Genomic DNA, 12,558 nt, shown 5'->3' on the forward strand with positions numbered 1-12,558 from the left:
CAAGCGCGGCGCGGCGACCTACCCGGACCGGCATGACAGGTTCCGGAATTCCCACCCCATGATCGACGCCGCAACCGCGATCGCGCGCTGCGCCGATCTAGTCGAAACCGCGCGCCGACTGGGCGCCGATGCCGCCGATGCGATGACAAGCGCCCAGGCGTCCGAAAGCGTCTCGATCCGGCTCGGCAAGCTCGAGGAGGTCGAGCGCTCCGAGAGCGAGTCGATCGGGTTGCGGGTTTTCGTCGGGCAGCGCTCGGCCTCGATCAACACCAGCGATTTCTCGCCCGGCAGCTTCGCGGAACTGGCCGAGCGCGCGCTGGCGATGGCAAGGCTGGCGCCCGAGGACCCCTACTCCGGCCTCGCACCCGAGGATCGCCTGTTTGCTGGCGAGACCCCCGATCTCGATCTGCGAGACCCCCACGAGCCGAGCCCCGAGGCCCTGCGCGAAGCCGCGCTCGAGGCCGAGGATGCCGCGCGCGCGATCTCGGGGGTCACCAATTCCAACGGCGGCAGCGCCGGCTTCTCGCATTCGGTCGCCGCGCTGGTCACCTCGCACGGCTTCGCGCGCGGTTACGAAGCCACCGGGCACAGCCTCTCCGCCAGCGTGATCGGGGGCGAAGGCAGCCGGATGCAGACCGATTACGACTATCGCAGCGCGCGCCACCGCGCCGATCTGCCCGCACCTGCCGAAATCGGCGCCGAGGCCGGGCGGCGCGCCGTTGCCAAGCTCGACCCGGTCTCGATGCCCAGCGGGCCGCTCCCGGTGGTGTTCGATCCGCGAGTCGGCGGCGGACTGATCGGCCATCTGCTGGGCGCGATGAGCGGGCCCTCCGTGGCGCGCAAATCGAGCTTTCTGCTGGGCAAAGAGCACGACGAGCTGTTCGATCCGGCGATACGCATCCTCGAGGAGCCGCATCGCCTGCGGGGCCTGCGTTCGCGCCCCTTCGACGGCGAGGGCCTGCCCACCGTGCCGCGCGCGCTGGTCGAGAACGGGTGGATCTTCGGCTGGCTGACCAATTCGGCCTCCGCGAGCCAGCTCGGCGCGCCGCTCAGCGGCCACGCCGCGCGCGGCGGGGGCGGCTCGCCCGGCGTCTCGGCGAGCAATATCCATCTCGAACCCGGCAAGCTCACGCGCGGCGAGCTGATCGCCGACATCGCCGACGGAGTGCTGATCACCAGCGTCTTCGGGCAAGGCGTCAACATGGTTACCGGCGACTATAGCCGCGGCGCCAACGGATTCCGGATCATCGATGGCGAAATCGCCGGGCCGGTGGCCGAGATCACCATCGCCGGCAATCTGCTCGCCATGTTCCGCGCGCTGGTGGCTGCGGATGACCTCGAGATGATCCATTCGGTCAACGTGCCGACGCTGCGCGTGGACGGGATGACGGTGGCAGGCGGATGATCCGCCGCCTGCCGAAGCTGCTGCCCGCGCGGCTGTTCGCGCCGCTGCTGCTGCTGCTGGCGGCAAACCCGGCCTGGGCGATGCTGCCCACGCTGGAGACCCCTGCGACCCCCGCCGCCGAGGCCTCCGCGCCGCCGCAGACGATCGAGGACACGCAGGACAGCGGCTCGGATGCACGGATCGCGTCGCGGATTCGCGGCATCTTTCGCGAACTCCCCGCCTTCGCGGGCGTCGATGTCGCCGCCAGCCAGGGCGTGGTGGCGCTTTCGGGGACGGTCCCGACGCAGGAGGACATCGCCCGCGCCGAAGCGATCGCCGGACGCGTCTCGGGTGTGGTGACGGTCGAGAATGCGATCGAGCGCGATGTTTCGGTCGGCGCCTCGCTGGACGGACTGGCGGGAATCGGCGAGCGGATCGACGATCTGGCCGGCCTGCTTCCGCTATTCGCCATTGCGGTCGGGGTCGCGCTGGCGATCGTCGCGCTCGGCTATCTGCTGGCGGGATTCACCGCGCTGTGGCGCCGGGTCACCCCCAATTCCTTTCTTGCCGAGCTGATCGCCAGCGCGATCCGCTTCGCCGCGGTGGTGCTCGGCATCGTGGTCGCGCTCGACATGATCGGCGCGGGGACGCTGATGGGTGCGGTGCTGGGCGGCGCGGGCGTGATCGGCATCGCGCTGGGTTTCGCGATGCGCGACACGATCGAGAATTACGTCGCCTCGCTGATGCTCAGCCTGCGCCAGCCGTTTCGCGCCAACGAATGGGTGATGATCGACGATCTCGAGGGCCGCGTGATCCGCCTGACCAGCCGCGCCACCGTGCTGATGACGCTCGACGGCAACCATCTGCGCATTCCCAATGCGCAGGTGTTCAAGGCGGTGATCACCAATTTCACCCGCAACCCGCAGCGCCGGTTCCAGTTCGATCTCGGGGTCGATGCCGACGACGATGCCAGCGCGGCGCGGATCCTGGGCCGCGACACGCTGGCGGCACTGCCCTTCGTGCTCGAGGACCCGCCGCCCGAGGGGCGGATCGTCGAGGTCGGCGAATCGAATGTGGTGATCCGCTTCCTGGGCTGGATCGACCAGAACGAAAGCGACTGGTTCAAGACCCAGAGCCAGGCGATCCCCGCGGTCAAGCAGGCGCTGGAGGCAGGCGGCTTCGCACTGCCCGAGCCGATTTACCGGCTGCGCCTCGACCCGCGCTCCGCCACGGTGCCGTTCGAGAACATCAACGCCGCCGAGCGTCCCGCACAGCCGCGCCGCTCGCCGGCGTCCGGCCCCGCGAGCGAACCCGCCGCCGCGCCGGCGCTGCCCCACGAGGATCTGCGCCCCGCAGACGAGGTCGCGCAGATGGTCGAGGCCGAACGCGCGGCGGGAGCGGGCGAGACGGACCTGCTGGATTCCTCCCGCCCGGTCGAATAACCGCCTGCCCGGTCAGCTCTCGCTGCCGGCCTGCGCAGTCTTGGCATCCTTCTCGCGCTGGATCGATTCCAGCACGATCCGCTTGGCTTCGGCGGCATCGCCCCATTTGCCGACCCGAACCCACTTCTCTTTCTCGAGATCCTTGTAGTGGGTGAAGAAGTGCTCGATCTGCTCGAAGATGATCGAGGGCAGGTCCTTGGTTTCGGCGACATCGGTGTAATAGGGGAAGGTGGTGTCGACCGGCACGCAGATCAGCTTCTCGTCGCCGCCATGCTCGTCCTCGAGGTGGAGCACACCGATCGGCCGGGCTCGCACCACGCAGCCGGGGATGAAGGGGCTGCGCGCGATCACCAGCGCGTCGAGCGGATCGCCATCGGGCGAGAGAGTGTGCGGCACGAAGCCGTAATTGGCGGGGTAGCGCATCGGCGTATGGAGGATGCGGTCGACGAACAGCGCGCCAGAATCCTTGTCGAATTCGTATTTCACCGGCTCGCCGCCGGTCGGCACCTCGATGATAACATTGAGGCTGTCGGGCACGTTGTCGCCGGTGGAAATCTTGTCGATACGCATGGTTCTGCTCGCTCGGTACCGGCCCGCCCGCCCGCCTGGCGACCCGATCGCACGACCGGGACCGTCTCGGGTGGCTGGCCATTTCGGATGATTGGGAGGGGGGAGTGGGCCGGAGCCGCCCCCCAGCCGACATGGCTGCTGAATCGCCGCGCCTCTAGCGGGCGCAGCGGGATTGCGAAAGAACCAATCGCCGCCTAATCGCGCGCCATGGCGAAAACATCTTCCAATACTCCTCAGGCGATCCGCGGCACGCAGGACATCTTCGGGCCCGACGCCGAAGCCTTCGCCTTCGTGACCGAGACCTTCGAGCGTGTCCGCAAGCTCTACCGCTTCCGCCGCGCCGAGATGCCGGTGTTCGAGAAGACCGAGGTCTTCGCCCGCTCGATCGGCGAGACCACCGATATCGTTTCCAAGGAGATGTATTCCTTCGAGGACCGCGGCGGCGATTCGCTCACGCTGCGCCCCGAATTCACCGCCGGGATCGCGCGCGCCTACCTCACCAACGGCTGGCAGCAGCACGCCCCGCTCAAGCTCGCGACCCACGGCCCGCTGTTCCGCTACGAGCGCCCGCAGAAGGGCCGCTACCGCCAGTTCCACCAGATCGACGCCGAGATCGTCGGCGCGGGCGAGCCGCAGGCCGATGTCGAGCTGCTGGCGATGGCCGACCAGCTGCTGCGCGAGCTCGGGATCGCCGGCGTTACGCTCCAGCTCAACACGCTCGGCGATGCCGACAGCCGCGACGCCTGGCGCGCCGCGCTGGTTCAATATTTTGACCGCTATCGCAGCGATTTGTCAGAAGACAGCCAGGATCGATTGGATCGGAATCCGTTGCGTATCCTCGACAGTAAGGACCCACGAGACCAGACTATAGCTGCAAATGCGCCCCGGATTGACGACTTCCTGTCGATTGCCGCATCTGAATTTTTCGACGACGTCACCGATGGGCTTCGAGCTGCAGGTGTGAATTATAAGCGAAGCGCGTCGCTGGTCCGCGGGCTCGACTATTACCGTCACACCGCCTTCGAATTCGTCCCCGACGCAGGCTCGGCGGCGGCAGCGGCGCTGGGCAGCCAGAGCACGGTTCTGGGCGGCGGGCGCTACGACGGGCTGATGGAAAGCCTCGGCGGCCCGGCGACGCCCGCGGTGGGCTGGGCCGCGGGGATCGAGCGGCTGGCGATGCTGGTGGGGGAAAGGGCGCCAGACCTTCTCGAAGCCATGGTGCTGGTCGAGAACGACGCTGGGATGGCGGCGGCAATCGAGCTGCTCTCGCGGCTGCGCAATAGCGGCGTGAGCGCCGATATCATGGCGACCGGCTCGCCGAAGAAGCGCTACGACAAAGCGGTAAAGCAAAATCCGCAGCATATTCTGCGCGTCGACGAGCGCGGCTATCACGGCATGTCGGGCGAGGGCGACGACGCCCGGATCCTCGCGGCGATCGGCAGGCCGCCGGCTTGAGCTTTCGAGCGTCACCCTGAACCTTCAACCGTCATACCGGACTTGATCCGGGGTCCAGCTTCGCTGGGCGCAGCGCCGAAGGCAGCGGGATCCCGGCTCGGGGGCCGGGATGACGAAAGGGGCGAACGAGGCGCTTCCTTTCCACCCGTCACCTGAACTCGTTTCAGGGTCCATCTCTCCTCCCGCACCAACCGAGCGTTGGGCAAGCTGGATGCTGAAACGAGTTCAGCATGACGGGTTGGCGGAGTTGGGCGCTTCCCGACGCCACCCACCTCATGCGCATTTTGCTATCCCTCTCCAGCCCAACCCGCTTGTCATCGCGGGCTTGGTCCGCGGGCCCAGCTTCTTGCGTCCCAGCACCGAAGGTAGCGGGATCCCCGCTCGAGGGCCGGGGATGATGCGGAAGGCGGTGAAAGACCTTTCCTATAGGCCGCAGTTTTGGCATGCCGAACCGGACGGCTCTTCGGTCCATCGGTTCGGCCCGCGCTTGCTGGTGCAGGAGTTCCTACCCCCCAATGTGTCACCCACACCCATGAAAATCCCGCCTATGTTCCTGTTTTACAAGTCTCCGGCACTGTTGGATGCGGGTGAGACCGCTGTCACCCTGTGTTACCCTCATCGGGCTCCCCGCGCATGAGTATCCCCGCCGAACGGCTCGACCAGATCGGTCGCCGCCTGGCCGAGATCGAGGCGCGGCTCGCCTCGGGGACACTGGCGGGCGATGAATTCGTCGCCGCCAGCCGCGACTACGCCGAGCTCGAGCCGATCGCCCGGGTCGCCGCCGAGGTCCGCGCCGCGCGCGAGGAGATCGCCGGGCTGCAGGCCATGCTGGAAGATCCCGAGATGAAGGCGATGGCGGAAGAGGAACTCGAGGCGATCCGCGCCCGGCTGCCCGAGGCCGAGCGCGAGCTGGCGCTCGCCATGCTGCCGCGCGATTCCGCCGATGCCAAGCCCGCCATGCTCGAGATCCGCGCCGGCACCGGCGGCGACGAGGCGGCGCTGTTCGCGGGGGACCTCTACCGCATGTACGAGCGCTACGCCGCCGAGAACGGCTGGAAGGTCGAGCCGGTCAGCATGAGCGCCAGCGAGGTCGGCGGGTTCAAGGAAATCGTCGCCAATGTCGCGGGCACCGGCGTCTTCGCCAAGCTCAAGTTCGAGAGCGGGGTCCACCGCGTCCAGCGCGTCCCCGAGACCGAGAGCGGCGGGCGGATCCACACCTCGGCGGCGACCGTCGCGGTGCTCCCCGAGGCCGACGAGGTCGATGTCCATCTCGAAGACAAGGACCTCAAGATCGACACATACCGCGCCAGCGGGGCGGGCGGGCAGCACGTCAATACTACCGATTCGGCGATCCGCATCACCCACCTTCCCACCGGCACCGTCGTCACCTGCCAGGACGGGCGCAGCCAGCACAAGAACAAGGAAAAGGCGCTGCAGGTACTGCGCGCGCGGCTCTACGAGGCGCAGCGCGAGGCGACGCAGGGGGCCGAGGCCGAGGCGCGCAAGGCGATGGTCGGCAGCGGCGACCGCTCCGAGCGCATCCGCACCTATAATTACCCGCAAGGCCGCGTCACCGATCACCGGATCGGGCTGACGCTGCACAAGCTGCCCGAGATCATCGCCGGGCCGGGTCTGGGCGAGTTGATCGATGCGCTGATCGGCGAGGACGAGGCCAAGCGGCTGGCGGCGATGAGCGAGTGAACCAAGAGGGGGCCAGCGTGGGCGAGGCGATCCGCGGTGCCGCCGAGGGACTGGCGGCGGGTTCGGACACCGCGCGGCTCGATGCCGAACTGCTGATGGCCCACGCGCTCGGGGTCACCCGCTCCGACCTGCTGCTGCGCCATATGCGCGATCCTGCGCCGATGGGTTTCGCAGCGCTGGTCGAACGCCGCGCGCGCCACGAGCCGGTGGCGCATATCCTCGGGCGGCAGGAATTCTACGGGCTCGATCTCAAGGTCACCCGCGACGCGCTGATCCCGCGCGGCGACAGCGAGACGCTGATCGAGGCGGCGCGCGAATGGTTCGCGGATCGCCCGCAGCCTGTGCGGATCCTCGATCTCGGCACCGGCACGGGCGCGCTGCTGCTCGCCGCGCTGTCGCTGTGGCCCGGGGCCGAGGGCCTCGGCATCGATGCGAGCGAAGCCGCGCTCGCGGTCGCTCAGGAGAACGCTGCGGCGCTGGGGATGGGCGACAGGGCCGCGATGCGGCTGGCCGACTGGCGCCAGGAGCGCTGGGCCGAGGGTCTCGGCAACTTCGATCTCCTGCTGTGCAACCCGCCCTATGTCGAGGAGGATGCCGAACTCGCGCCTTCGGTCCGCGACCACGAACCGGCGCTTGCGCTGTTCGCCGGCGCGGAAGGGCTCGACGATTACCGCGTGCTGATCCCCGCTCTGCGCGGGTTGCTGGCCCCGGGAGCGCCCGCGATTCTCGAAATCGGTTCGGGCCAGGCCGCTGCGGTGGGGGAGCTTGCCGGTGCCGCCGGATTCGCCGCTGCGCTCCACCGCGATCTCGCCGACCGACCCCGCGCCCTGTTGTTGACATAAAAGGCTTGGCAAAGCCGACTGCAGTCCTTACCTCTCTGACCAGACCTCCGGAGCGCGGCATGTCCGTCCCGGTGGTCCAAGCTCCTAAATTGCAGTTCTGGTGCGAGGTTCAGGCCCCGCATACCATGCATGAGAAAGGAGCAGGCGGCTTGCCCCGGGGCAAGTGCGCGAGGGGGCATGCGGCCATAGGCGAACCCGGGGGTTCGCGCCGCGCCACAATTGAGGACGGATACCCTTGAACAGCAATCACAACACCAACCGCAACAACAACAACAATCGGCGCCGCGGTCGCAACAACAGTCCCAACCGCGGCCAGGGCGGTGGCGGCGGTGGCGGCGGCAACCAGTCCAACCGGATCGACAATCGCGCGCGCGGCAACGCGCCGCAGATGCTCGACAAGTACAAGAAGCTGGCCCAGGACGCCCAGCATAACGACGACCGCGTCCAGGCGGAGTATTACCTCCAGTTCGCCGATCACTATTTCCGCGTTATCGCCGACAACAAGGCGCGTATGGACGAGGCGCGCGGCAAGCGCTCCGAAGAGCGCAGCCAGTCGGACGACAGCGACAACGACAGCGACGATTCCGAGAGCGAGAACGACAACCGCCGCCGCAACACCGCGGGCGGCAATGCCGCCAGCAATCCTCGCCGCCCGCGGGCCCGCAGGGACGATCAGGACGGTTCGCCGCGCTCCGGCCGGGACCGCAACGACGGCGATCGCGGCAACAGCGACGGCAACGACAACGATCGCGACGATCGCAACGACAATGATCGCGACGGCCGCAGCCCCAGCGAGGGCAATGAAGGCGACCGCTATGAAGCGGACGACAACCCCTTCTCCCGCGACGAGAAGGAAGAGCAGGCCGAGCGCACGAAGAAGCGCGTTGCGCGTCGCCGCAAGCCCGAAGCCGCTGCCGAAGCGGAGGCCGGGGCCAAGGCTGATGCCAAGACTGGCGGCGGCGAAATCGACGCCGCGGCGCTCCCGCCGTCCTTCTCGGCCGAGGATGACACCTCGTCCGAAGACAAGCCGGCTCCGCGCCGCCGCCGCAAACCGGCGGCCGACGGCAGCAGCACCAAGCTGAGCGTGGCGGGCTAGGCCCGGCGCCTCGCAAGACCGGCAGGGCGATGGAGCGGATCGTCCGCATCTCGAGCGAACACCCGCGCTGGACTGCGCTGCTGTGCGGCGTCCTCGCGGCGCTGGGCTATCCGCCCCTGGGCCTCTGGCCAGTCGGGATCGCCGGAGTGGCGGGGCTGGTATGGCTGCTGCTCGGCGCGCAGGGCTGGCGCGAGGCGACGATGCGCGGCTGGCTGTTCGGCGTCGCGCATTTCTCTCTTACCAACAACTGGATAGCCACCGCCTTCACCCATCAGGCGGAGATGCCCGCGGCGCTCGGCTGGGTCGCGGTGCCGCTGCTCTCGCTCTATCTCGCCATCTATCCCGCGCTCGCTGCAGGTGTTGCAAAAGCGCTGGCCCGCAGACCTGGCGCCCTCCCTTTCACGCTGTTGCTCGCTGCGGCCTGGATTTTGGGAGAATGGCTGAGAAGCTGGGTGTTCTCCGGTTATGCCTGGGGGCCGCTGTCACTGATGCTGCTGGGACCCTACGAGCGGCCCGGAATCGCCCTGCTTTTACCCTACACCGGAACCTACGCGCTATCGGGGCTGGTCATCCTGCTCGCGGGGCTGGCGCTATGGCTGGTGGCGACGCGCAAGTGGTTGCCGCTGGGCGGGGCCGCTCTGGCTGCCGTCCTGGCGATGTATCTCCCGCAACCCGCCGCCCGGCCTGGACCTCTGGCGCTGACGCTGGTCCAGCCCGATTTGCGGCAGGAAGAGATGAACGACGCCAGCAAATACGAAGAACAGTTTCTGCGGCTGGCGCGGCTCAGCCGCCCGGAGCGCAGCTTCGCGCAGCGGCTGGTGCTGTGGCCTGAAAGCGCAGTCCCCGACTATCTCGAACCCGGTTATCCGCAGCGCTATTACGACCGCATGACCGCGGGCGGCGATCCGCTGCTCTCGCGCCGCCGGATCGCGCGGGTGATCGGGCCCGATTCGCTGTTGCTGACCGGGGCGGTCGATCTCGAGATCGGCGAGGAGCAGCCCGGTTATCCGCGCGCCCTCGGCGCCTACAATTCGATCACCGCGATCGACGAAGAGGGCGCCATCGTCGGCTCTTACGCCAAGGCCCATCTGGTGCCCGGCGGCGAATATCTGCCAATGCGCGGGCTGCTCGAGCCGCTGGGCCTGACCCGGCTGGTGGCGGGGACGCTCGATTTCATTCCCGGTCCCGGCGCGCAGACCGTCGACCTCGGCGCCTGGGGCGAGGCGGGGATGCAGATCTGCTACGAGATCGTGTTCTCGGGCGAGACGGTCGATCCGGCGAACCGCCCCGACTATATTTTCAATCCCTCCAACGACGGCTGGTTCGGCTTCTGGGGCCCGCCGCAGCACCTCGCGCAGGCGCGGATGCGCGCAATCGAGGAGGGGCTGCCGGTGCTGCGCTCGACCACGACCGGGATCAGCGCGGTGATCGACGCCCGGGGCGTGGTGCGCAGCCATATCGGCATGAACCGCGCCGACCGGATCGACACCCAGGTGCCGCAAGCCCTGTCCGCAACGCCCTTCGCGCGCCTGGACCACTGGCTGACGGCAATCTGGGCGCTGGGCTTTTTCCTGATCTGGCTGGTTGCGACGCGGCGGCGGCGGGGCTAGGTGGGAAGCCAGACATAAAGCTTTCCTTATATCGAGAATTCAATGCGCAGTGATTTTCTCTTCACCTCCGAGAGCGTCTCGGAAGGCCATCCCGACAAGGTTTCCGACCAGATCTCCGACGCCGTGGTCGATCTGCTATTGTCCAAGGATTCCGAAGCGCGGATCGCCTGCGAGACTTTGACGACCACTCAGCGCGTGGTGCTGGCGGGCGAAATCCGTTGCCGCGGCGTGTTCGAAAATGGCGACTGGGTTGAAGGCGCCCGCGATGAGATAGAGCGGGTGGTGCGCGAGACCGTGCGCGAGATTGGCTACGTCCAGGACGGGTTCCACTGGGAAACTCTGGTGCTGGAGAACCGGCTCCACGGCCAGTCGAGCGAGATCGCGCAAGGCGTCGATGCCAGCGGCAACAAGGACGAGGGCGCGGGCGACCAGGGGATCATGTTTGGCTTCGCCTGCGACGAGACTCCGGATCTGATGCCGGCCCCGCTCGACTACAGCCACAAGATCCTCCACCGCCTCGCGCGCGATCGCAAGAGCGGCGAGGCTGCCTTCCTCGAGCCCGATTCCAAGAGCCAGCTGACGCTGCGCTATCGCAACGGCAAACCCGTCGCCTGCACTGCGGTGGTGGTCTCGACTCAGCACGCCAAGGGTTATCACGAGGGCGACAAGGAAGCCGAACTCAAAGCTTACGTGAAGCGCGTGGTGGGCGAAATCCTCCCCAAGGGCTGGCTGAGCGACGAAACCGTCTGGCACATCAACCCCACCGGCGCCTTCGAGATCGGCGGCCCCGATGGCGACGCCGGGCTGACCGGGCGCAAGATCATCGTCGACACCTATGGCGGCGCCGCGCCGCATGGCGGCGGCGCCTTCAGCGGCAAGGATCCGACCAAGGTCGATCGCTCGGCGGCCTATATCACCCGCTATCTGGCCAAGAACATCGTCGCCGCCGGGCTCGCGACGCGCTGCACGATCCAGCTGTCCTACGCCATCGGCGTGTCGCAGCCGCTGTCGCTCTATGTCGACACCCATGGCACCGGCACGGTGGACGAGCCCGCGCTCGAGGACGCGATCCGCTCGCTCGAGACGCTGGGCGGGCTGACCCCGCGCGGGATCCGTACGCATCTGGGGCTCAACAAGCCGATCTACCGCCAGAGCGCGGCCTATGGTCATTTTGGGCGCACCCCCGAAGGCGATCTGTTCCCGTGGGAGCGGACCGATCTGGTCGAGGCGCTGAAGGCTGCGGTGAAGTCCTGACGCGGCCGCCCCGGCCTCTAGGTCGGGTCAGTCGCTTCGGTGCTCGCCGTGGCGAGGGCTGGGACGATCGAGCGCCAGTTCCGCTCCTGAGAAGTTGAACGGGCTGCGCACGCCCGGCATCCCGTCGAGTTCGATCTTCAGCCCGCGCGCCTGAACCTGCGGGTCGGCGAAGACCGCGTCGAGATCGTTGATCGGCCCTGCCGGGACGCCCGCTTTGCGGCAGGCGGCTAGCAACTCGGCCTGGCTCCAGCCGCACGTCGCCTCGGCGATGGCGCTTTCGAGCGGCGCGCGGTGCTCGATCCGCCCGCCATTGCTGGCGAAACGCGGATCCTGCGCCAGTTCGGCGCGGCCGAGCAGCGTCATCAGCTTGTGGAACAGTCCGTCGTTCGCCGGGGCCAAGATCACATGGCCGTCCGCGACCGGATAAACGCCATAAGGCCCGACCTGTGCATGCGCATTGCCCATCCGCTCCGGGTTCTCCCCGGTGGCGAAATGGCTCAGCGCCTGGTTGGCAAGCATCGCGACCGAGCAGTCCATCAGCGCCATGTCGATCCACTGGCCCTTGCCGGTGCGGTACCGCATCAGCAGCGCCGCTTGCACCGCATTGGCCGCCCAGACCCCGCAGGACAGATCGCTGACCGAGATCCCCATCTTCATCGGCGCACCCTCGGGTTCTCCCGTCAGCGCCATGAACCCGCTCATCCCCTGGACCACGAAGTCGTAGCCCGGCTCGTCACGGCGCGGGCCGTCCTGCCCGAAGCCAGTGATCGAGCAATAGACCAGCGCGGGGTTCGCCGCGGCGAGCGCCGGGTAATCGAGCCCGAACTTGTCCAGCGTGGCCGGCTTGAAGTTCTCGATCAGCACATCCGCTTCGGCGATCAGACTCTTGAGCCGCGCGAGGTCCTCGGCGTTGCGAAAATCGGCGACGATCCCGCGCTTGCCGCGGTTGCAGGCATGGTAATAGGCGGCGGTCCGCTCGCCCTCATGCTCGACCCAGGGCGGGCCCCATTGGCGCGTCGAATCGCCCTCGGGACTCTCGACCTTGATCACGTCGGCGCCCAGATCGGCGAGGATCTGCCCGGTCCACGGTCCGGCGAGCACGCGCGCGAGTTCGAGGACCTTGAGCCCGGCGAGCGGAGCATTGGGATTGCGGGGTTGATCGAGCCACATGGCCGCTTCGCTGGGCCAGAGCGTTCCATCGGTC

10 protein-coding genes are annotated in these 12,558 nt (G+C 67.9%); 8 read left to right on the forward strand and 2 right to left on the reverse strand.

Going from position 1 to position 12,558, the window contains the following annotated elements; genetic code table 11:
- Nucleotides 1-58: 58 nt before the first annotated feature.
- Together ACQ5J0_RS07480 and ACQ5J0_RS07485 are read left to right on the forward strand one after the other, a co-directional pair.
- Entirely contained in the window at nt 59-1,405 is a 1,347-nt protein-coding gene (locus ACQ5J0_RS07480) for a TldD/PmbA family protein (RefSeq protein WP_462569947.1), read from the forward strand.
- Nucleotides 1,402-2,826, forward strand: a complete 1,425-nt coding sequence (locus ACQ5J0_RS07485; RefSeq protein ID WP_462569949.1) for a mechanosensitive ion channel family protein — start codon at nt 1,402-1,404, stop codon at nt 2,824-2,826. The genes ACQ5J0_RS07480 and ACQ5J0_RS07485 overlap by 4 nt, the downstream gene beginning before the upstream one ends.
- Before the next feature lie 12 nt (nt 2,827-2,838).
- Here ACQ5J0_RS07485 and ppa read toward each other — a convergent pair whose 3' ends face one another.
- Nucleotides 2,839-3,396 (reverse strand): inorganic diphosphatase, encoded by a 558-nt coding sequence (ppa, locus tag ACQ5J0_RS07490; RefSeq protein ID WP_462569950.1) that lies wholly within the window; start codon nt 3,394-3,396, stop codon nt 2,839-2,841.
- A 207-nt stretch (nt 3,397-3,603) separates the two neighbouring features.
- Between ppa and hisS the strand changes: the two genes are divergently transcribed.
- The 6 genes from hisS (at nt 3,604) to metK (ending at nt 11,354) form a co-directional block, all read left to right on the forward strand.
- Nucleotides 3,604-4,851, forward strand: a complete 1,248-nt coding sequence (gene hisS / locus ACQ5J0_RS07495; protein WP_462569951.1) for a histidine--tRNA ligase — start codon at nt 3,604-3,606, stop codon at nt 4,849-4,851.
- Between the two features lie 633 nt (nt 4,852-5,484).
- Nucleotides 5,485-6,552, forward strand: coding sequence for a peptide chain release factor 1 (prfA, locus tag ACQ5J0_RS07500; RefSeq protein ID WP_462569952.1), 1,068 nt, complete (start codon nt 5,485-5,487; stop codon nt 6,550-6,552).
- Nucleotides 6,549-7,394 carry a peptide chain release factor N(5)-glutamine methyltransferase gene (gene prmC, locus ACQ5J0_RS07505; protein WP_462569953.1) on the forward strand — a complete coding sequence of 282 codons (846 nt, stop codon included), beginning with the start codon at nt 6,549-6,551 and terminating at the stop codon, nt 7,392-7,394. The genes prfA and prmC overlap by 4 nt, the downstream gene beginning before the upstream one ends.
- A 235-nt stretch (nt 7,395-7,629) precedes the next feature.
- The gene (locus ACQ5J0_RS07510; RefSeq protein WP_462569954.1) at nt 7,630-8,490 is read left to right on the forward strand and encodes a DUF4167 domain-containing protein; all 861 of its coding nucleotides are present in this window, start codon (nt 7,630-7,632) and stop codon (nt 8,488-8,490) included.
- Between the two features lie 29 nt (nt 8,491-8,519).
- Nucleotides 8,520-10,100 (forward strand): apolipoprotein N-acyltransferase, encoded by a 1,581-nt coding sequence (lnt, locus tag ACQ5J0_RS07515; protein ID WP_462569955.1) that lies wholly within the window; start codon nt 8,520-8,522, stop codon nt 10,098-10,100.
- A 42-nt stretch (nt 10,101-10,142) separates the two neighbouring features.
- On the forward strand, nt 10,143-11,354 hold the full coding sequence (gene metK / locus ACQ5J0_RS07520; RefSeq protein WP_462569956.1) for a methionine adenosyltransferase: 1,212 nt from the start codon (nt 10,143-10,145) through the stop codon (nt 11,352-11,354).
- A 27-nt stretch (nt 11,355-11,381) separates the two neighbouring features.
- On the opposite strand, the gene ACQ5J0_RS07525 is transcribed toward metK, so the two are convergent.
- Nucleotides 11,382-12,524 carry a CaiB/BaiF CoA transferase family protein gene (locus tag ACQ5J0_RS07525; protein WP_462569957.1) on the reverse strand — a complete coding sequence of 381 codons (1,143 nt, stop codon included), beginning with the start codon at nt 12,522-12,524 and terminating at the stop codon, nt 11,382-11,384.
- Nucleotides 12,525-12,558 lie beyond the last annotated feature (34 nt).

Source organism: Qipengyuania sp. SM2512 (genome assembly GCF_054954005.1).

Excerpts from the sequence above, each read along its gene's own strand:
- prfA (WP_462569952.1), top strand. The coding sequence starts at position 5,485 with ATGAGTATCCCCGCCGAACGGCTCGACCAGATCGGTCGCCGCCTGGCC.
- ACQ5J0_RS07525 (WP_462569957.1), bottom strand. The coding sequence starts at position 12,524 with ATGTGGCTCGATCAACCCCGCAATCCCAATGCTCCGCTCGCCGGGCTC.
- hisS (WP_462569951.1), top strand. The coding sequence starts at position 3,604 with ATGGCGAAAACATCTTCCAATACTCCTCAGGCGATCCGCGGCACGCAG.
- lnt (WP_462569955.1), top strand. The coding sequence starts at position 8,520 with ATGGAGCGGATCGTCCGCATCTCGAGCGAACACCCGCGCTGGACTGCG.
- metK (WP_462569956.1), top strand. The coding sequence starts at position 10,143 with ATGCGCAGTGATTTTCTCTTCACCTCCGAGAGCGTCTCGGAAGGCCAT.
- ACQ5J0_RS07480 (WP_462569947.1), top strand. The coding sequence starts at position 59 with ATGATCGACGCCGCAACCGCGATCGCGCGCTGCGCCGATCTAGTCGAA.
- ppa (WP_462569950.1), bottom strand. The coding sequence starts at position 3,396 with ATGCGTATCGACAAGATTTCCACCGGCGACAACGTGCCCGACAGCCTC.
- ACQ5J0_RS07485 (WP_462569949.1), top strand. The coding sequence starts at position 1,402 with ATGATCCGCCGCCTGCCGAAGCTGCTGCCCGCGCGGCTGTTCGCGCCG.